The sequence below is a fragment of the Enterobacter sp. 148H3 genome (genome assembly GCF_034107425.1).
Taxonomy (GTDB): domain Bacteria; phylum Pseudomonadota; class Gammaproteobacteria; order Enterobacterales; family Enterobacteriaceae; genus Enterobacter; species Enterobacter vonholyi.
Genome location: NZ_JAWNEI010000013.1, coordinates 89594 through 109143, shown reverse-complemented (window position 1 = coordinate 109143; position 19550 = coordinate 89594). Strand labels below are relative to the sequence as shown.

The following is a 19550-nucleotide window of genomic DNA, read 5'->3' as shown; positions in this document are numbered from 1 at the left end:
TTACGCAGCAGGACCCGATAGGGCTGGCGGGGGGGATAAACCTTTACCAGTATGCGCCGAATGCGCTGGGGTGGGTGGATCCGTGGGGGTTAACTCCTGAAGATCTGATTCGCTACCGCCCACACGATTCTCTTGTAAGCAATTATAGGGGGAAAGATGAACATAAAAAATGCAGTCCAAGACTTTGTTATCAAATTCAAAATGAATGATTTAAATATGGGAGAGATAGACTATACAGATGATGAAAATGAAACTTCTTTTCCAGTGAATTTAAATGGCGAAATTCGTTTTTTTTATAGCCATTTGATTTTAAATGATCACCCAACATTTGATGGTGCTTTCTTTATACAGATTGTTGAGTCCCAAGAGCTTAATGAAATGTTATCAGGCTGGCGAGTTCAAAATGACACGACCTGGCGCGATGAATATATAATCTTTGCTGAAAGAAATGGAGATGTTCTTTTTTGTGATACCCAAAATATTACATCTCCTGTTTATGGTAGTATTCAAAAAAGAAATTTCATTATTTCCAATTCGTTAGCCGATTTTTTGGATGCTTTTTGTTCTGCCATTGAGATAGAACAAAGTAAATATGATGGTGATGCTACAGATGATGATTTTAATTTCAGAGAGGACTTTCTGGAAGATATCGATTTAATGCTAAAAAGCAAGCTTAAGGATGTTGAGGCAGAAGCTTTTAAATATTTCTTTTTTGGTTAGTTAACAATAAAAACTTACTCTTTTAGAGACCTCCATGCTTCTGAAGGCATTTATTGCTTATATCCCTTTTATATAGGCAAGGAGGTCTCTTTTCGAATGATAATGAATAAATATATGAAAAACGTATGCTATAAATTCGATGAAAAAAGAGTTACATCTCTTGTAGAAAAAGGAAACGAGTTTCACGACAACCAAAAATACGCCGAAGCTTTAGAGCAATACCAAAAAGCCTGGCAAGCTCTTCCTGAGCCAAAGTTTGAATCGGAATTTGCTAACTGGATCGCTGCGTGCATGTACAGCGCTTACTTTGATCTTGAGGATTACGATGAGGCGAAGAAATGGGGAGAGACGACTTTGCGCACACGTGGATCGGATATAGACACCGCACCATCAATCGACCTCGGCATGGTCTGTTACGAGTTGAATCAATTCGATGAAGCGTATAAATATTTCAACGATGCTTATAACTACGGCAAAGAGCGTGCGTTTCAGGATAGACCTAAAAAATACCTTGAGTTCTATCTGCGCAAGAAGGCGTAAAACCGGTAATTTATGAAAAAAAATCCACGCCAAAGCGTGGATTTTTTTCATTCAAAACCAATCAAACGTTAAACAGGAAGTTCATCACATCGCCATCTTTAACGATGTAATCTTTCCCTTCCGCACGCATCTTGCCTGCTTCTTTCGCGCCTTGCTCACCCTTGTAGGTGATGAAGTCTTCAAACGCGATAGTCTGCGCACGAATAAAGCCTTTCTCGAAGTCGGTATGGATTTTACCGGCCGCCTGAGGCGCAGTCGCACCCACAGGGATGGTCCAGGCACGCACTTCCTTCACGCCAGCGGTGAAGTAGGTCTGCAGGTTCAGCAGCTCATAGCCTGCGCGGATCACGCGGTTCAGGCCCGGCTCTTCCAGACCCAGCTCGGCCATGAACTCTTCACGGTCGGCATCGTCCAGCTCGGCGATGTCGGATTCAACGGCAGCGCACACAGCAACAACCACAGAACCTTCCGCCGCGGCGATTTCACGCACTTTGTCGAGGTAAGGGTTGTTCTCGAAACCGTCTTCGTTAACGTTGGCGATGTACATGGTTGGCTTCAGGGTCAGGAAGCTCAGGTATTTGATCGCCGCTTTGTCTTCGTCAGTCAGGTTTTTCAGCGCGCGCAGCATGCCGGCGTTTTCCAGCTGTGGCAGACATTTTTCCAGCGCAGCCAGTTCCGCTTTCGCGTCCTTGTCGCCGCCTTTGGCTTTCTTCTGCACGCGGTGAATCGCGCGTTCGCAGGTGTCGAGGTCAGAGAGCGCCAGCTCGGTGTTGATAACGTCGATGTCGTCAGCCGGATCCACTTTGTTGTTTACGTGGATGATGTTGTCGTTCTCGAAGCAGCGCACAACGTGGCCGATCGCTTCGGTTTCACGAATATTGGTCAGGAACTGGTTGCCCAGGCCTTCACCTTTGGATGCGCCTTTTACCAGGCCCGCGATGTCCACGAATTCCATAGTGGTTGGCAGAATGCGCTGCGGCTTCACGATTTCCGCGAGCTGGTCCAGACGCGGGTCCGGCATTGGCACAACGCCGGTGTTCGGTTCGATGGTACAGAACGGGAAGTTCGCCGCTTCGATACCCGCTTTGGTAAGCGCGTTAAACAGGGTGGATTTGCCCACGTTTGGCAGACCGACGATACCGCATTTGAATCCCATTTCTAAATCACCTTAATATCTTGATAATCAATCCGTTAGTCATAACCGATTGATGAAAAGTAAATAACTACGCCTATTATACACGTAACCCGCATGACGCGCGGTAAAAAAGCCGTATCGGGCGGATTATTGCGCTTTAAAAGCGTGCAAGCGGTTTGTCGCTTTGGTTAAGCCGTCTTTCAGCCAGATTTCAGTGCAGCGCGCCGCTTCGTCTACCGCCTCGTCAATCAGTTTCTGTTCGGAAACCGGGGGCTTACCGAGCACGAAACCGACAACTTTGTTTTTATCGCCCGGATGGCCGATTCCCACGCGCAAACGGTGGAAATTCGGGTTATTGCCCAGCTTGCTGATGATGTCTTTAAGACCGTTGTGGCCGCCGTGGCCGCCGCCCAGCTTGAATTTCGCCACGCCAGGGGGGAGATCCAGCTCATCGTGGGCGACCAGAATTTCATCCGGATTGATGCGATAAAACGTTGCCATCGCCGCCACGGCTTTACCGCTCAGGTTCATAAACGTGGTGGGTACCAGCAGGCGAATGTCTGCGCCTGCAAGGTTGATACGTGAGGTATACCCGAAGAATTTAGGTTCTTCACGCAGGGGAGCACGTAACTGCTCGGCCAGCAGATCGACGTACCATGCACCGGCATTATGGCGGGTAGCCGCATATTCTGCGCCCGGGTTGGCGAGGCCGACAATCAGTTTAATCGTCACGATTCAATTCCTAATGGGTTCCAGATCTGGCGCGTAGTTTACTGTCTGGCGCGCCGCTTGACAAAATTCTGCGATCGTCGCAGCGAAATACGAATAATTACTTGTTTGAACAATTAGAATTTCAAGCTGTTCAAAGTCTTATTTGTAAACTTTTGTTTGGGAGTTATCTGTAATTGTGATCATTCACGCAACTCATAAAAGGGGCGTTGTCTATACTTTACACACAAGGATTAGGGGCTTTTCCCCTGACAACCCAAAGTTCCGGAGGTGACACATGAAACGCAAAAACGCTTCGTTACTCGGTAACGTGCTGATGGGGTTGGGGCTGTTCGTGATGGTAGGCGGCGTGGGTTATTCCATTTTGAACCAGTTGCCGCAGCTTGATCTCCCGCAATACTTCGCCCATGGCGCGATACTGAGCATCTTCCTCGGTGCGGTATTGTGGCTCGCCGGGGCACGCATGAGCGGACATGAGGAAGTGTGCGATAAATACTGGTGGGTGCGCCACTACGACAAACGCTGTCGTCGCGACCAGCATAAGCACAGCTAGTGCTGCGATAAAGAACACCGAAACGGCTCCCGAGGGAGTCGTTTTTTTTTGCATCAGGGGTTGACCCTCACGTAACGTAAGGCTCCAGAGTGGCGCCACTGGCAAAGAAAAAGGAGCAGTTATGTTGATTCAGGTGGGTGAGTTGGCGAAACGTGCCGGGATCACCGTGCGGACATTGCACCACTATGAGCAAACAGGGTTGTTGCTGCCTTCTGCCAGAAGCGCGGCAGGTTACCGGCTTTACAACCTGGCGGATGTCCAGCGTCTGCACATGATCCAGGCGCTGGCAAAAGCGGGGCTGGAACTTGCTGAAATCAGGGATTTCCTGGAGCAGGAGTCGCTGTCGTTAACCGAGTTACTCGATGCGCAAATCACGCTGCTGGATAAACAGTTGCGCAGCATACATACGCTGCGCGACCGGCTGGTGGAGCTGCGAGCCGGGCTTCTCGACGATGCGACGCCGGATCTGGAATCCTGGCTACAGACTCTGGAGTTAATGAATATGTACGATCGCTGGTTTAGCAAAGAAGAGTTACAGCAGCTGCCGTTTGCGGTACACAAGGATGCGCTGACGGCAATCTGGTCAGGGCTGGTTGCAGAGGCCAACACGCTGCTGGAACACCGTATACCCGCTACGGACGCGCGGGCGATGGATCTGGCGACGCGCTGGATGGAGCGCCTGGAGCAGGACACGGCGGGCAAGCCGGAGTTTCTCACCCGGTTAAACGAGATGCACAGCGTTGAACCGCAGATGCAGGCGCAGACCGGCATCACGCCGGTGATGACCGATTACATCACGCGGGCGTTTGCCGAGTCGAAGCTGATTATCTGGGAGAAATATCTTTCTGCCGAGGAGATGGCCTTTACCCGGAAGCACTACTTTGACCGCATGATGGAGTGGCCGCCGCTGGTGGCGAAACTGCATCAGGCGCAGCGGGAAAATATCGATCCTGCCTCGGAGAAGGCGCAAAAGCTAGCTGAAAACTGGCTGGCATTGTTCCAGTCTTACGCGGGCAAGAACCCGGAAACTCAGCAAAAGTTTCGCGCTGCCATGCAGCAGGAACCGCACCTGATGAAAGGAACCTGGATGACGCCTGCCGTGCTTGCATGGCTCCAGCAGGCGATCGGAGTGATGATGCAGAGACGTTTCTCTGCATCAGATAACTCACATATCCGCTAGCGCGGCTTCACGGTTAGGATAGAAGGAGAGTCGGCCAGGGATAGGCTGCACGCTCGCGCGCGCCATGGTGCGCAGAGGTTGGAATTCCAGGTTACTCACCCGCAGCTCGCAGCCTTCCGGCAGACGTTTCACAAAGCGCTGGAAGGCATCCAGGCCGCCTGCATCCAGCACCGGTACGGCATCCCATTTCAGCACCACAACCCGTTTGCCCGCGATGCGGGACTCCAGATCGCTGAACAGACCTTCCGCCGCGGCGAAGAACAGCGGGCCAATCACGCGCAGCACCAGCACATCGTCAGGCACCTCGACGTTTACCGGGGAAAGGCGCGTCATCTGCGCGATACGGCGCATAAACAGCAGGGAAGCCAGCACGATCCCGACGCTGATGGCGATAACCATATCGAACAGCACGGTCAGCGACATGCAGATCAGCATCACGATAATGTCGTCTTTCGGCGCGCGACGCAGCAGGTTCACGACCTTATGCGCCTCGCTCATGTTCCAGGCCACCATCAGCAGCAGGGCGGCCATGGCGGAAAGCGGTAGCCAGGAGAGCAGCGGGGCAAGGATCAGCAGGGCAAGGATCACCAGCACGGAGTGGATAACCGCCGAAACGGGTGACGTTGCACCCGCGCGCACGTTGGCCGCAGAGCGGGCGATGGCTGCCGTTGCGGTAATACCGCCAAAGAACGGCGCGACGAGGTTCCCCAATCCCTGACCGACCAGTTCGCTGTTAGCTTTGTGCTTGGTGCCGGTCATGCCGTCCAGAACGACGGCGCAGAGCAGGGATTCAATCGCTCCCAGCATCGCCATCGAGAACGCGGCGGGAAGCAGGGCGCGCAGGGAATCCCAGCTTAGGGTAAAGCTGGAGCCGGGCATGTCCCACGGCAGCACCAGCTGCGGTAGCAGTTGCGGAATGCCGCTACCCTGTGAACCGTCCGCCAGAACATAGTGGAACTGCGAGCCGATAGTCGCGACGTGAACACCGAACATATTGACGATGGCCATCACCGCGCAGCCCAGCAGCAGCGCGGGCAGGTGACCCGGCAGACGGATACCCAGACGAGGCCAGACGATCAGCGTGCCCAGCGTCACAATCCCGATGGCGGCGTCGCCCAGGTTCGCAGTTGGCAGCGCCATAAACAGCGCCCCCACTTTTTGCAGGTAGTGCTCCGGTACGTGGGGCATCTGCAGGCCGAGGAAATCCTTGATCTGCATGGTTCCGATGGTGATACCAATCCCAGAGGTGAACCCCAGCGTCACGGAAAGGGGAATGTACTCAATCAGGCGACCAAAGCGTGCCACGCCAAACAGAATCAAAAAGACGCCGGACATCAGGGTGGCGACCAGCAGGCCTGCCAGACCAAACTGTTGCGAAACGGGGTAGAGGATCACCACAAAGGCGGCAGTCGGGCCGGAGACGCTGAAGCGCGAGCCGCCCGTCAGGGCAATGACGATCCCGGCAACGGCCGAGGTGTACAGACCGTACTGCGGCGCAACGCCGCTGCCAATTGCCAGCGCCATCGCCAGCGGGATGGCAATAATACCGACGGTGATCCCGGCAATCAGGTCACGGACAAAGCGTGACGAGGTGTACTTCTCTTTCCAGCAGGCGTCGATGAGGGCGCGAAAGGGCAGAACATGTGAGGAGGCTACGTTTTTCACAATTATCTATCATCCGTATGCGCATCATCTGTCATATGAATGGCAGGTGAAGGAGGCATTAATCATACAAATAAAACCCGGAGACAAAAAAACCCGCCGCAGCGGGTTTTTCGGCCGTGTTCGATTAGTGTTCGAACATTGCAGAGATGGATTCTTCGTTGCTGATACGACGAATCGCTTCGGCCAGCATCCCGGACAGGGTCAGGGTACGCACGTTTGGCAGTGCCTTGATCTCGTCGCTCAGTGGGATGGTATCGCATACTACAACTTCGTCAATGACGGAGTTGCGCAGGTTGTTTACGGCATTACCGGAGAAGATCGGGTGAGTCGCGTACGCGAACACGCGCTTAGCACCACGCTCTTTCAGCGCTTCAGCCGCTTTACACAGCGTACCGCCGGTATCGATCATGTCGTCGACCAGCACACAGTCGCGGCCAGCCACGTCACCGATGATGTGCATCACCTGAGAAACGTTAGCGCGCGGACGACGTTTGTCGATGATCGCCATGTCGGTATCATTCAGCAGCTTAGCGATAGCACGGGCACGTACCACGCCGCCGATGTCCGGAGAAACCACGATTGGGTTATCCAGGTTCAGCTGCAGCATGTCTTCCAGCAGGATTGGGCTGCCGAATACGTTATCAACCGGGACGTCGAAGAAGCCCTGGATCTGCTCAGCGTGCAGGTCAACGGTCAGTACGCGGTCAACGCCAACGCTGGACAGGAAGTCAGCGACAACTTTAGCGGTAATTGGCACACGCGCGGAACGGACGCGACGGTCCTGACGTGCATAGCCGAAGTAAGGGATTACAGCAGTGATACGGCCTGCGGAAGCGCGACGCAGAGCGTCGACCATAACAACCAGTTCCATCAGGTTGTCGTTCGTTGGAGCACAGGTGGACTGGATGATGAAAATATCACCACCGCGTACATTTTCGTTAATTTGTACGCTGACTTCGCCGTCGCTAAAGCGACCTACGGCGGCGTCGCCGAGGGAAGTGTACAGGCGGTTGGCAATACGTTGTGCTAGTTCCGGGGTGGCGTTACCAGCAAAAAGCTTCATATCAGGCACGAGAAGAACCTCAGGCATGCGTCCAGTGGTGGATAGCGTTCGCCGTAAACTGTGCGGGCCAGGCAAAGGCTATCCAGGCGGTGTATTAAAGAGCGCGATGCAACGTCTGGAACAGGGTGACGTTGTCACCGAAACTCAGTCTGCGCCAGAATGGCCTGCTGTAGGGGGGAGGTGTTCATCCCACGTGCTACAAAACCATGCAGCCAAACCGGCGCTTGCTCAAGCACCTGACGAGCGGCGGATTCGGTGTCAAATTCAGCAAAGACACAGGCTCCTGTACCAGTCAGGCGCGACGGCGCGTATTCTAACAGCCAGGAAAGCACCGCATCAACCTCGCGAAAACGTTTTCTTGCGATATCCTCGCAATCGTTGCTGAATTCACAATTTAATAACGTTTCTATTGACCGAACCGGGGTATTCCTTTTCAGGTCAGGATCTTTAAAGATGACCGGGGTCGGAATGCTTACGCCAGGATGGGCAACCAGGTACCATTTTTCCGGCGGTTCTACAGGGGAGAGGATTTCCCCCACGCCCTCGGCAAAGGCCGCATGACCGCGCACAAATACCGGGACATCAGCCCCCAGCGTCAAGCCCAGTGCTGCCAGTTCATCCTTCGACAGCCCGCAGCCCCAGAGATGGTTCAGCGCAACCAGCACGGTTGCAGCGTTGGATGAGCCACCGCCCAGACCACCGCCCATCGGCAGCCGCTTCTCAATACGGATTTCCGCGCCGCTTCCCGCGGGTAGACGGCCCGATTCCGCTGCGGCTTTCATCAGCAGACGCGCGGCGCGCACGATCAGGTTCTCCTCATGCGCCACGCCCTCGACCGGGGTCAGGAGGCAAATCTGCCCGTCCTGGCGCTGTTCAATGGAGATCGTGTCGCCATAGTCAATAAACTGAAACAGCGTCTGCAGCGTGTGATAGCCGTCAGCGCGCTGGCCGGTAATGTATAAAAACAGGTTTAGCTTCGCCGGAGAGGGCCAGTGGGTCATCATTTAACGATCCAGTTGTCCATTTTCAGCTTGATGCGCTGGCTTCCCTGAGTCAGTTCCATATTCGATGGCAGCGACGGTTTACTCTTACTGTCATAGGCGCTGTACACCACTTTCCAGGTTTTGCCGTTCTGGGGGTAGTTCACCTGGCTCAGACGGTACTGGTCGTCCAGGGTGTAGTCGGTGGCGTCACCCGGCAGGCCCAGGATCCACTGGCGCAGACTGTTGAGCGGGATAGGCATCCCGGTCAGCTTGCCAATCATCTCTTCGGCATCGGTCGCGGTATAGTGCTGGCCTTTGTTATCGGTGATCTGCGCTTCGCCCGGTTTCGCGATAAGCTCCAGCTCGGTGCTGCCCAGCGGGTTCAGCAGCAGCAGGCGGTAGTTGTCCTGCCCCGTCTGCTGCCAGAAGAAGCGGGCATAAACCTTTTGCTCGTCAGAGAGATAAGCGAAAGCGCCGCGGGTCTGGTACTGGTTCAAATTACGGACGTCCTGCTGGTGCTGACGCCACTGCGGTGAATCAGGGCTTTTGCCCGGGCCTTTTGGTTGGGTGACGGTACAGGCGGTCAGAACCAGTGCTGCCAGCGGCAGCAGGCGAATCAGTCGGGTCATAATGAGGACAAATCCTTGAGATACGTTGCAGTTATGACTGTTAATGCTAGCGTCGAAGGGGGCTACCGTCTACGTTCAAATTATCTCAAAGCGCTGTGTAACCTATTACTCCGAAAGGGGGCTGTCTCTTTTATTGATCTCGCGCATCCTGTATGATGCGTTCTGCTAACCTTATTAACGCTGGTACTACTCCCGCTCAACATGACCCTATTAGCACTCGGTATCAACCACAAAACAGCCCCGGTTTCGCTGCGAGAACGCGTAACGTTTTCGCCGGATACGCTTGACCTGGCGCTGGACAGCCTGCTTGCACAGCCGATGGTGCAGGGTGGCGTGGTGCTCTCGACGTGCAACCGTACCGAGCTCTATTTAAGCGTGGAAGAGCAGGACAACCTGCACGAAGCGCTGATCCGCTGGCTATGCGACTACCACAATCTCAACGAAGACGAGCTGCGCAACAGCCTGTACTGGCATCAGGATAACGATGCCGTCAGCCATCTGATGCGCGTGGCCAGCGGTCTGGATTCGCTGGTGCTGGGCGAGCCGCAAATTCTCGGTCAGGTGAAAAAAGCGTTTGCCGACTCACAAAAAGGGCATCTGAAGGCCAGCGAGCTGGAGCGCATGTTCCAGAAGTCGTTCTCCGTGGCGAAGCGTGTGCGAACCGAAACCGACATTGGTGCCAGTGCGGTTTCTGTTGCTTTCGCGGCCTGCACCCTTGCGCGCCAAATCTTTGAATCCCTTTCTACCGTCACCGTGATGCTGGTGGGCGCGGGCGAAACCATCGAACTTGTGGCGCGCCATCTGCGCGAGCATAAAGTGAAAAAGATGATCATCGCTAACCGCACCCGCGAACGCGCGCAGGTGCTGGCGGATGAAGTGGGGGCAGAGGTGGTTGCCCTGAGCGACATCGATGAACGCCTTAAAGAGGCGGACATTATCATCAGCTCTACCGCCAGCCCGCTGCCGATTATCGGAAAAGGGATGGTGGAGCGTGCGCTGAAGTCCCGTCGTAATCAGCCGATGCTGCTGGTGGATATCGCCGTCCCGCGCGATGTAGAGCCGGAAGTGGGCAAGCTGCCTAACGCCTACCTTTACAGCGTGGATGACCTGCAAAGCATCATTTCGCACAACCTCGCGCAGCGTAAAGCGGCGGCGGTTCAGGCGGAAACCATCGTTGAGCAGGAAACCAGTGAGTTTATGGCCTGGCTGCGCGCGCAAAGCGTCAGCGAGACCATCCGCGAGTATCGCGGACAGGCGGAGCAGGTGCGTGATGACCTGACTGCCAAAGCGTTAGCGGCCCTTGAACAGGGCGGTGACGCGCACGCAATTATGCAGGATCTGGCGTGGAAACTGACCAACCGCCTTATCCATGCACCAACCAAATCTCTTCAGCAGGCCGCCCGTGACGGGGATGATGAACGCCTGACTATTCTGCGCAACAGCCTCGGGCTGGAATAGCGCCCTATACCCATTTTCTAAGACAAGGTGCACTTACGCCTATGAAGCCTTCTATCGTCGCTAAACTGGAAGCTCTGCACGAGCGCCATGAAGAAGTACAGGCGCTGCTCGGGGATGCCGGGACCATTGCGGACCAGGAACGTTTTCGCGCCCTTTCACGTGAATACGCGCAGTTAAGTGATGTTTCTAAATGCTTTACCGACTGGCGACAGGTTCAGGAAGATATCGAAACCGCGCAGATGATGCTCGACGATCCTGAAATGCGCGAGATGGCGCAGGAAGAGCTGCAGGATGCGAAAGCGCGTTCTGAAGAGATGGAGCAGCAGCTTCAGGTACTTCTCCTGCCGAAAGATCCGGACGATGAGCGTAACGCCTTTGTGGAAGTTCGCGCCGGTACCGGCGGTGACGAAGCGGCGCTGTTTGCCGGGGATCTGTTCCGCATGTACAGCCGCTACGCCGAGTCGCGTCGCTGGCGCGTGGAGATCATGAGCGCCAACGAAGGCGAACACGGTGGCTATAAAGAGGTTATCGCCAAGATCAGCGGCGACGGCGTGTATGGACGTCTCAAGTTTGAATCCGGCGGTCACCGCGTGCAGCGCGTACCGGCCACCGAATCTCAGGGCCGCATTCACACCTCCGCCTGTACGGTGGCGGTGATGCCGGAGCTGCCGGAAGCGGAACTGCCGGACATCAATCCGGCGGACCTGCGTATTGATACTTTCCGCTCCTCTGGCGCGGGCGGTCAGCACGTTAACACCACTGATTCCGCCATTCGTATTACCCACCTGCCAACCGGTATAGTTGTCGAATGTCAGGACGAGCGTTCCCAGCATAAAAACAAAGCCAAAGCGTTGTCGGTGCTGGGCGCGCGTATCCACGCGGCCGAAATGGCGAAACGCCAGCAGGCGGAAGCATCCACGCGTCGTAACCTGCTGGGCAGCGGCGATCGCAGCGACCGAAACCGCACCTACAACTTCCCGCAGGGGCGCGTAACCGACCACCGCATCAACCTGACGCTGTACCGTCTGGACGAGGTGATGGAAGGCAAGCTGGACATGCTGATTGAGCCTATCGTGCAGGAATACCAGGCCGACCAGCTGGCGGCACTGTCCGAGCAGGAATAATGGATTTTCAGCGCTGGTTATGTGAGGCTGCCGGTGAGCTTTCCGAAAGTGAAAGCCCTAAACGCGATGCCGAAATTTTGCTTGAGCATGTGACGGGTAAAGCCCGCACGTACCTGCTGGCCTTCGGCGAAACTGAACTGACCGCGGAACAGGAAGCACAGCTCGCCGCGCTGCTTGCCCGCCGTAAAACCGGCGAGCCGGTGGCGCACCTTGTCGGCGAGCGCGAGTTCTGGTCGTTACCGCTGTACGTTTCGGCGGCAACGCTGATCCCGCGTCCGGACACCGAGTGTCTGGTTGAGCAGGCGCTGGCGCGTTTACCTGCGGAGGCCTGCAGCATTCTCGATCTCGGTACAGGCACCGGGGCCATCGCGCTGGCGCTCGCCAGCGAGCGGCCGGACTGCACCGTTACGGCGGTGGACGTGATGCCTGATGCGGTCACGCTGGCGCAGCGTAACGTGGAACGAATCGGGCTCAGTAACGTGACGGTGCTGCAAAGCAGCTGGTTTGCTGCGCTTGAGAATCGTTCATTTGCGATGATTGTCAGCAATCCTCCCTACATCGACGAACATGATCCGCACCTTGCGCAGGGAGATGTTCGCTTTGAACCGCTCACGGCGCTGGTTGCTGCCAACGCGGGATTAGCCGATCTTGATCACATTGTGACAACGTCACGACAACATTTACTTCCCGGTGGCTGGCTGCTGGTGGAGCATGGCTGGACGCAGGGGGAAGCCGTGCGAGCGCTGTTTATGCAAGCAGGCTACGCCGCTGTCCAAACCTGCCGCGACTACGGCGGCAATGAGCGCCTGACGCTGGGGCAGTGGTTATGAGCCTTTTTACCGTACTTATTACCGTCCACTTGATTTCCGTTGCGCTGACCATCACCTTTTTCATCGTCCGTTACTGGTGGCGCTACAGCAACAATCCGCTGATGGATGCCCGCTGGGTGCGTATCGCGCCACACTGTATTGACACGGTGTTGCTCCTTTCCGGTGCCGGGCTTATGTGGAAGACCGGCTATCTGCCATTTACTGATAAAGGCGCATGGCTGACTGAAAAGCTGTTTGGCGTTATCATCTACATCGTTTTGGGTTTTATCGCGCTTGGGCGTCGTCGTCCGCGCAGCCAGCAGGTCGGGTTTATCGCCTTTCTGCTGGGTCTGGTGGTGCTGTACATCATCATTAAACTCGCCACCACAAGAATACCGTTACTGGGGTAAGTCATGAGGTCCTTAGCCGATTTCGAATTTAATAAAGTGCCGCTTTGCGATGGCATGATCCTGATTTCAGAGATGATTCGCGACGATTTTACGTCGCAGTTTGTCTACGATGAGCTGGAGAATCTGGTCAGCCTGGCGCGTGAAGAGATTAATCAGGCGCGACCGCAAGACTGGCAATTAGAGAAGCTGCTTGAGCTTTTCTACGGCGAATGGGGTTTCTGCGACACGCGGGGCGTGTATCGCCTGTCTGACGCATTATGGCTGGACCAGGTCTTAAAAAATCGTCAGGGCAGCGCCGTGGCGCTGGGTTCTATTTTGCTGTGGGTCGCGCACCGTCTGGATATTCCGCTGGTCCCGGTCATTTTCCCGACGCAGATGATCCTGCGTGCTGAGTGGCTGGACGGCGAAATGTGGCTCATTAATCCTTTCAACGGCGACACGCTGGATGAACATACGCTGGACGTATGGCTGAAAGGCAATATTAGCCCGGTGGCTGAACTCTTCAACGAAGATCTCGACGAGGCGGATAACGCAGAGGTCATTCGTAAGCTGCTGGACACGCTAAAGTCCGCTTTAATGGAAGAGCGTCAGATGGAGCTGGCGTTGCGCGCCAGTGAAGTACTGCTGCAGTTCAACCCGGAAGATCCGTACGAAATCCGCGACCGAGGGCTGATTTATGCCCAGCTCGACTGCGAGCACGTGGCGCTGAACGATCTGAGCTATTTCGTCGAGCAGTGCCCGGAAGACCCTATTAGCGAAATGATTCGTGCGCAGATCAACGCGATCTCGCACAAACAAATTACACTGCATTAATCTTAATTCCGATTCACACCTGAATAAGGCGATCCTATGAAACAAAAAGTGGTTAGCATTGGTGATATCAAGGTAGCAAACGACCTGCCGTTCGTACTGTTTGGCGGCATGAACGTGCTGGAATCCCGCGATCTCGCCATGCGTATCTGCGAACACTACGTTACCGTGACCCAGAAGCTGGGCATCCCGTACGTGTTTAAAGCCTCTTTTGACAAAGCCAACCGCTCCTCCATCAACTCTTACCGTGGCCCGGGTCTGGAAGAGGGTATGAAAATTTTCCAGGAGCTGAAGCAGACCTTTGGCGTGAAAGTGATCACCGACGTGCATGAAGCCTCCCAGGCGCAGCCGGTGGCAGACGTGGTGGACGTGATTCAGCTCCCGGCATTCCTGGCTCGCCAGACCGACCTGGTGGCCGCGATGGCGAAAACCGGTGCCGTGATCAACGTGAAAAAACCACAGTTCGTCAGCCCGGGCCAGATGGGTAACATCGTCGATAAGTTTATCGAAGGTGGTAACGATCAGGTCATCCTGTGCGACCGTGGTGCAAACTTCGGTTACGACAACCTGGTCGTGGATATGCTGGGCTTCAGCGTAATGAAGAACGTCTCTAACCAGTCTCCGGTGATTTTCGACGTGACCCATGCTCTGCAGTGCCGCGACCCGTTTGGCGCCGCGTCCGGCGGCCGCCGTGCTCAGGTGACCGAACTGGCGCGCGCCGGTATGGCAACCGGCCTGGCTGGCCTGTTCATTGAAGCGCACCCGGATCCGGATAACGCAAAATGCGACGGTCCATCCGCGCTGCCGCTGGATAAGCTTGAGCCGTTCCTGAAACAGATCAAAGCGATTGACGATCTGGTGAAGAGCTTCGACGAGCTGGATACCAGCAAATAATAAAAAAACCCGCTTCGGCGGGTTTTTTTATGCCTCCCTCTCCCTGGCGGAGAGGGTTAGGGTGGGGGCATCAGCCTGCACCGGCCCACTCTTACGCAAATATCGTCATCAGATACGCAACAAACAACGCCATATGCGCCGCTCCGTTCAGCACGTTGGTGCGCCCGGTGGAGAACGAAATCTGGCACAGCAGCAATGATGCTACCATCACGATCATCTCCGGCGCACCCAGCGCAAACTGCAGCTCGTTACCGGTCATAAAGGCAATCAGCGTCACCACCGGTACGGTGAGTGAAATCGTTGCCAGCACGGAGCCGAAGAACAGGTTCATTGCGCGCTGCACCTGATTATTCAACACCGCTTTCAGCGCGCCCAGCCCTTCAGGGGAAAGGATCAGCAGCGCCACCAGGAAGCCGGTAAACGCCACCGGCGCGTTCAGCTCGGTTAACAGCGTCTCCAGCGGGTTAGCGTTCATCTTGGTAACGGCAATCACCGCAATCAGATGTACGATCAGCCAAACCGTATGCCACGCGCTGCTGTGGGCCGACGGCTTACCGTGGTGCGGATCATCGTCGTCGCCGTCGTCTTCATGCTCATACACAAACAGGCTCTGGTGCGTTTTGGTCTGAATCAACAGGAACACGCCGTACATGGCGGCGGAAATCAGCGCGACCAGCAGCGCCTGACCGGTGGAGAAGTTTGCACCCGGCAGCGCCATCGGGAAGACCAGCACGATAATGGCAAGCGGGAAGAGGGCAATCAGATACTGTTTGATGCCAAACAGGTTCATATACTGGGTCGCGAATTTACGCCCACCCAACAGCAGAGAGAAGCCCACCAGACCACCCGTCACAATCATAATGATCGAGTAAAGCGTATCGCGCATCAGCGTCGGCGCTGCATCGCCGGTCGCCATGAGCGCGGAAATCAGGCTAACTTCGAGAATAACAACGGAAAGGCTGAGAATTAAAGAACCATACGGCTCGCCCAGACGGTGGGCCAGGACGTCCGCATGGCGAACGACGCTAAATGCGCTGGTTAAGATGCCGACCAGGGCAAGAATATTGATACCAACCACCACTGGCAGTGACTGACTGCTTCCCCAGAAGAGCAGCACAGCCAGTGCCAGAACCGGGAAAATGAGTGACGTCTCCTTGTGGCGGGTCTTTACCGCCTCGTGTGTTGCTGTCATGTGCTTCTCCATCAATGCAGGTGCTTGTAATTATAGATAGATTTTTAAGGGCATTAAACTAACAGATCTCTGTTAAATACCCTTTATTTTTTACTTAATTTTACCCTTTTTCATAAATTTAACGCCTGACTCCTGTAATTGACAGCTTTCACATAATATTTATTAAATAACAAATAATTACATGTAATGTTAATCCATAAATTAAGGCCGGGTGGCACGCTGGCATATCGTCGTCCACACTTATCTCTTTAAGCAAAAGAGAGGTGAGTGATGCCATATAAAACGAAACGCGAATTACCCGATAACGTGCAAAACGTGCTGCCCGCTCACGCGCAGGATATCTATAAAGAGGCGTTTAACAGCGCCTGGGATCAATACAAAGACAAGGAAGATCGCCGGGATGATGCCAGCCGTGAAGAGACGGCCCACAAAGTCGCCTGGGCCGCCGTAAAACATGAATATGAAAAAGGAGACGACGATAAATGGCATAAAAAGAAATAGCCGTGAAATAATTCGCTGCCTTCATTTTGACTTTTCAGGCGGTTGAATTGCCGCTGTATTGCAACTGGTCCGCTAATTGCTTATCGTTATTCAACTGCTGGTAAAATGACCAGCACCTAAGGCCGGGAAGGCGAATTACAGATGTCGCAAGGAAGCATGCAGTGGCGGAGGTGGAAAGTGTTAACGCGTGATTTCTTAATGAAGGCAGATTGTAAGACGGCATTTGGTGCTATTGAGGAATCGCTTCTCTGGTCAGCTGAACAACGTGCGGCGTCGCTCGCTGCCACGCTTGCCTGCCGCCCGGATGATGGCCCGGTATGGATTTTTGGCTACGGCTCCCTGATGTGGAACCCGGCGCTCGAATTTGTCGAATCGGCAACGGGAACGCTGCCTGGCTGGCACCGCGCATTTTGCCTGCGTCTGACGGCCGGACGCGGCAGCGCGTGCCAGCCCGGGCGCATGCTTGCACTGAAAGAGGGCGGGCGCACCACTGGCGTGGCGTATCGCCTGCCGGATGCCACGCTGGAAGAGGAGCTTACGCTGCTCTGGAAGCGCGAGATGATCACCGGCTGCTACATGCCAAGCTGGTGCAAGCTGGAACTGGACGACGGACGCACCGTCAATGCGCTGGTGTTTATCATGGACCCCCGCCATCCGCTGTATGAAGCGGATACCCGCACGCAGGTGATTGCTCCGTTAATTGCCGCCGCCAGCGGACCGCTGGGTACCAACGCGCAGTATCTCTTCTCCCTCGATCAGGAGTTGACCCGCCTCGGCATGCAGGACGATTGTCTGAATGAACTGGTGGTGAAGGTGAAGGCGCTGCTGGAAGGGAACCCGCTCAACGGCACGCTGCGACCGGGTTTTGCCTGATATTACGCCCGGCTTGCCGGGCGTTTAATATTATGCTGCCACGTAGCTGATGGAATGCTCCAGAGACTGACTGTGGCTGTCAATCAGCACATCCCATGTGCCGGTGTAGGGCACTGTAAGCCAGGCCTTATCATCCTGTACGGTGAGAATATCCGCCTGGGACTGTTTTTGTGCTTTCGAACTCATCAGATGAATACGACAGCGTTCTGAGCAACGCACCACCACCGTATCCCCGCCAAACAGTTTCAAACTTGTTTTTACCAGTGCCATTTTTTACCCCGTAGTCTTAAACAACGCTCTCCCTGCAGCCATATCCGAGCGTGATGTTGTTCACAATTCACTCATGGCATAACACCAAAGGGGAGGGGGTGGGATGCTGATTTTGATCAAAAAATGGCATAACGATTAAACAAAAATGACAAAATCCCTCAAAATTTCAGCTGGCGCGCGTTTTACCCGCTAAACGCGCGCCGCGAGAAAATTAAATGCGGAAATGACCGGCTGTTTCAGCAAGGTCGCCCGCCTGGCTCTGCAGGGCACCCGCAGCGGCGGCGGATTCCACGACCAGCTCGGCGTTCTGCTGAACCATTCTGTCGAGATGGGTCACCGCGTGGTTGATCTCATGAATCCCTTTCATCTGCTCGCTGGTGGCGATGGAAATTTCGCGCATAATGCCGGAGACGCTGCCGATGCTGGAGCGGATCTCGTCCATGCTTTCCCCGGCCAGGTGCACGTAGCGGGAGCCGGTGGCCACGCTGTCGGTGGTGGAATCGATCAGCGATTTGATCTCTTTCGCCGCCTGGGCGCTGCGGCTCGCCAGGTTACGCACTTCGCCTGCCACCACGGCAAACCCGCGTCCCTGCTCACCCGCACGCGCCGCCTCGACGGAGGCGTTCAGCGCCAGAATGTTGGTCTGGAACGCGATGCCGTCAATCACGCTGGTGATATCGCCAATTTTAGCCGACGCGACTTCGATGGACTGCATAGTGCTGATCGCCTGGGATACCACCTCGCCGCCGCGCGCAGCGGCCGCTGAGGCTTTGCTCGCCTGGTCATTCGCTTCTGCCGCCGATTCGTTCGACTGGGTCACGGAGGCGGTGATCTGCTCCACGGCGCTGGCCGTCTCGCGCAGGCTGGATGCGGCCTGCTCGGTACGTCCGGAAAGATCCTGGTTACCGGCGGCAATCTCCTGCGCAGCGTTTTTAACCGATTCGCTGGCATCACGGAGCTGCACCATCACCACCGACAGCTTATCGCTGAAGGCGTTAAAGGCCTGCGCAATCTGCGCAACCTCGTCCTCGCCGTTGTCCGGCAGGCGCTGGGACAGATCGTTAGTCCCGTTAGCAATGTTGTGCATCGCGTCGCGAATGTCTGACAAACGCTTGAGCAGGCGGGCAATCAGGAAATGCACAATGGCCGCGCTCAGCAGTGCCAGGATCACCAGCGAAATCGCCGAGGCTTTAAGCAGGGAACGCATGCCGGAGGTGGCATCACCGTTGTCGAGCGCGACGACTAACAGCCAGTTTGTGCCCGGCACGGCTGTCGCCACGAAGGTTTTTTCAGCGCCGTTCAGCGTTCCGTCGACGAGGTTACCGCTTTTCAGCGCAGCAAAATCAATGCCTTTGATCGTCTCAGCGAATGGTTTAAGCGTGAGCGCCGGATCGTTAGCGGCAATCACGCTGCCGTCACTGTTCAGAAGCAACCCGCTGCTGGCTGGGGTTGGATGGATCCCGCGCACGTTAGCCACCACGCTGTCCATCGCCACATCGCCCGCCACCACCGCTTTCAGCGTACCATTCTCTTTTACCGGCACGGCGAAGGTTACCACCAGTTTGCCGGTCCCCGCGTCAACGTAGGGCGCGGTGACAACCGGACCGTCCGTGCTGACCACCTGCTGATACCACGGGCGGATAGTCGGGTCATAGTCCGCCGGGACACCCGCCGGTTCAGAGAATTTCGCCGTTTTGCTGGCGTAGCCAACATAAACGTTGGTGAAGCCACCCGCCTGCGCAAGCTGTTTAAACACCGGAACCGGGTCTTCACTCAACGCAACGGTTTGCGCGGAGGCGATCACCGCCATCTTGCTTTTTACCCAGTCGGCAATCGCCATGTTATGGCTGGCGCTGGTGCTGGTCAGAATATCGCGCTGGGACTGCTGGTTATCCTGGCGCGTGACCTGGAAGTTAATAACGGTATTAAGGAGAAGTGCGACGACCAGACAGCCTGCCGTCGTCGCGATGATGCGTGCACGAATCGATCTGAACATAAGTGAAATACCTGCT

22 protein-coding genes are annotated in these 19550 nt (G+C 55.3%); 13 read left to right on the top strand and 9 right to left on the bottom strand.

Annotated elements, in window-relative coordinates:
• The 3 genes from USH94_RS18205 to USH94_RS18195 all read left to right on the top strand — a co-directional run.
• A partial coding sequence (locus USH94_RS18205) for a hypothetical protein (protein WP_320731328.1) occupies window positions 1-209 on the top strand: 209 nt, incomplete at its 5' end.
• Window positions 157-720, top strand: a complete 564-nt coding sequence (locus USH94_RS18200; protein ID WP_111965908.1) for a hypothetical protein — start codon at window positions 157-159, stop codon at window positions 718-720. The genes USH94_RS18205 and USH94_RS18200, both read left to right, overlap by 53 nt.
• A gap of 114 nt (window positions 721-834) precedes the next feature.
• The gene (locus USH94_RS18195) at window positions 835-1260 is read left to right on the top strand and encodes a tetratricopeptide repeat protein (RefSeq protein ID WP_045405000.1); all 426 of its coding nucleotides are present in this window, start codon (window positions 835-837) and stop codon (window positions 1258-1260) included.
• 61 nt (window positions 1261-1321) lie between these two features.
• Here the strand turns inward: USH94_RS18195 and ychF are convergent, their stop codons facing one another.
• Window positions 1322-2416, bottom strand: a complete 1095-nt coding sequence (gene ychF / locus USH94_RS18190; RefSeq protein WP_003856650.1) for a redox-regulated ATPase YchF — start codon at window positions 2414-2416, stop codon at window positions 1322-1324.
• Window positions 2417-2542: 126 nt separating this feature from the next.
• Complete coding sequence (pth, locus tag USH94_RS18185) at window positions 2543-3127, bottom strand: aminoacyl-tRNA hydrolase (protein ID WP_111965909.1); 585 nt, start codon at window positions 3125-3127, stop codon at window positions 2543-2545.
• A gap of 274 nt (window positions 3128-3401) precedes the next feature.
• Here pth and ychH point away from each other — a divergent pair, with 274 nt between their 5' ends.
• Window positions 3402-3677 carry a stress-induced protein YchH gene (gene ychH, locus USH94_RS18180; RefSeq protein WP_111965910.1) on the top strand — a complete coding sequence of 92 codons (276 nt, stop codon included), beginning with the start codon at window positions 3402-3404 and terminating at the stop codon, window positions 3675-3677.
• Between the two features lie 121 nt (window positions 3678-3798).
• Window positions 3799-4857 carry a MerR family transcriptional regulator gene (locus tag USH94_RS18175; protein WP_111965911.1) on the top strand — a complete coding sequence of 353 codons (1059 nt, stop codon included), beginning with the start codon at window positions 3799-3801 and terminating at the stop codon, window positions 4855-4857.
• On the opposite strand, the gene dauA is transcribed toward USH94_RS18175, so the two are convergent.
• The 4 genes from dauA to lolB form a co-directional block, all read right to left on the bottom strand.
• Window positions 4843-6522 carry a C4-dicarboxylic acid transporter DauA gene (dauA, locus tag USH94_RS18170; protein WP_111965912.1) on the bottom strand — a complete coding sequence of 560 codons (1680 nt, stop codon included), beginning with the start codon at window positions 6520-6522 and terminating at the stop codon, window positions 4843-4845. The genes USH94_RS18175 and dauA overlap by 15 nt on opposite strands.
• Before the next feature lie 124 nt (window positions 6523-6646).
• Entirely contained in the window at window positions 6647-7594 is a 948-nt protein-coding gene (prs, locus tag USH94_RS18165; protein WP_003856663.1) for a ribose-phosphate diphosphokinase, read from the bottom strand.
• 125 nt (window positions 7595-7719) lie between these two features.
• Window positions 7720-8589 carry a 4-(cytidine 5'-diphospho)-2-C-methyl-D-erythritol kinase gene (gene ispE / locus USH94_RS18160; protein WP_111965913.1) on the bottom strand — a complete coding sequence of 290 codons (870 nt, stop codon included), beginning with the start codon at window positions 8587-8589 and terminating at the stop codon, window positions 7720-7722.
• On the bottom strand, window positions 8586-9197 hold the full coding sequence (gene lolB / locus USH94_RS18155) for a lipoprotein insertase outer membrane protein LolB (protein ID WP_111965914.1): 612 nt from the start codon (window positions 9195-9197) through the stop codon (window positions 8586-8588). Before lolB ends, ispE begins: the two co-directional genes overlap by 4 nt.
• Window positions 9198-9398: 201 nt before the next feature.
• Between lolB and hemA the strand changes: the two genes are divergently transcribed.
• From hemA to kdsA, 6 genes are read left to right on the top strand one after another with little or no spacing between them, the layout of a single operon-like run.
• Window positions 9399-10655: a glutamyl-tRNA reductase gene (hemA, locus tag USH94_RS18150; protein WP_024907067.1), complete on the top strand. Its 1257-nt coding sequence runs from the start codon at window positions 9399-9401 to the stop codon at window positions 10653-10655.
• Window positions 10656-10696: 41 nt separating this feature from the next.
• A complete protein-coding gene (gene prfA, locus USH94_RS18145; RefSeq protein ID WP_021240360.1) occupies window positions 10697-11779 on the top strand; it encodes a peptide chain release factor 1 in 1083 nt (360 codons plus the stop codon).
• Window positions 11779-12609 (top strand): peptide chain release factor N(5)-glutamine methyltransferase, encoded by an 831-nt coding sequence (gene prmC, locus USH94_RS18140; RefSeq protein WP_111965915.1) that lies wholly within the window; start codon window positions 11779-11781, stop codon window positions 12607-12609. The genes prfA and prmC overlap by 1 nt, the downstream gene beginning before the upstream one ends.
• A complete protein-coding gene (gene sirB2, locus USH94_RS18135; protein WP_111965916.1) occupies window positions 12606-12998 on the top strand; it encodes an invasion regulator SirB2 in 393 nt (130 codons plus the stop codon). Before prmC ends, sirB2 begins: the two co-directional genes overlap by 4 nt.
• Before the next feature lie 3 nt (window positions 12999-13001).
• Complete coding sequence (sirB1, locus tag USH94_RS18130) at window positions 13002-13811, top strand: invasion regulator SirB1 (protein WP_024907069.1); 810 nt, start codon at window positions 13002-13004, stop codon at window positions 13809-13811.
• Between the two features lie 36 nt (window positions 13812-13847).
• Window positions 13848-14702 (top strand): 3-deoxy-8-phosphooctulonate synthase, encoded by an 855-nt coding sequence (kdsA, locus tag USH94_RS18125; RefSeq protein ID WP_104950756.1) that lies wholly within the window; start codon window positions 13848-13850, stop codon window positions 14700-14702.
• Between the two features lie 91 nt (window positions 14703-14793).
• Here kdsA and chaA read toward each other — a convergent pair whose 3' ends face one another.
• Window positions 14794-15894, bottom strand: coding sequence for a sodium-potassium/proton antiporter ChaA (gene chaA, locus USH94_RS18120; protein ID WP_039024239.1), 1101 nt, complete (start codon window positions 15892-15894; stop codon window positions 14794-14796).
• Window positions 15895-16164: 270 nt separating this feature from the next.
• Between chaA and chaB the strand changes: the two genes are divergently transcribed.
• A complete protein-coding gene (gene chaB / locus USH94_RS18115) occupies window positions 16165-16395 on the top strand; it encodes a putative cation transport regulator ChaB (RefSeq protein ID WP_045908986.1) in 231 nt (76 codons plus the stop codon).
• A gap of 177 nt (window positions 16396-16572) precedes the next feature.
• The gene (locus USH94_RS18110; RefSeq protein WP_061097960.1) at window positions 16573-17268 is read left to right on the top strand and encodes a gamma-glutamylcyclotransferase; all 696 of its coding nucleotides are present in this window, start codon (window positions 16573-16575) and stop codon (window positions 17266-17268) included.
• 30 nt (window positions 17269-17298) lie between these two features.
• On the opposite strand, the gene USH94_RS18105 is transcribed toward USH94_RS18110, so the two are convergent.
• Together USH94_RS18105 and USH94_RS18100 are read right to left on the bottom strand one after the other, a co-directional pair.
• A complete protein-coding gene (locus USH94_RS18105) occupies window positions 17299-17538 on the bottom strand; it encodes a DUF1883 domain-containing protein (protein WP_111965917.1) in 240 nt (79 codons plus the stop codon).
• Between the two features lie 211 nt (window positions 17539-17749).
• The gene (locus USH94_RS18100) at window positions 17750-19534 is read right to left on the bottom strand and encodes a methyl-accepting chemotaxis protein (RefSeq protein WP_111965918.1); all 1785 of its coding nucleotides are present in this window, start codon (window positions 19532-19534) and stop codon (window positions 17750-17752) included.
• Window positions 19535-19550 lie beyond the last annotated feature (16 nt).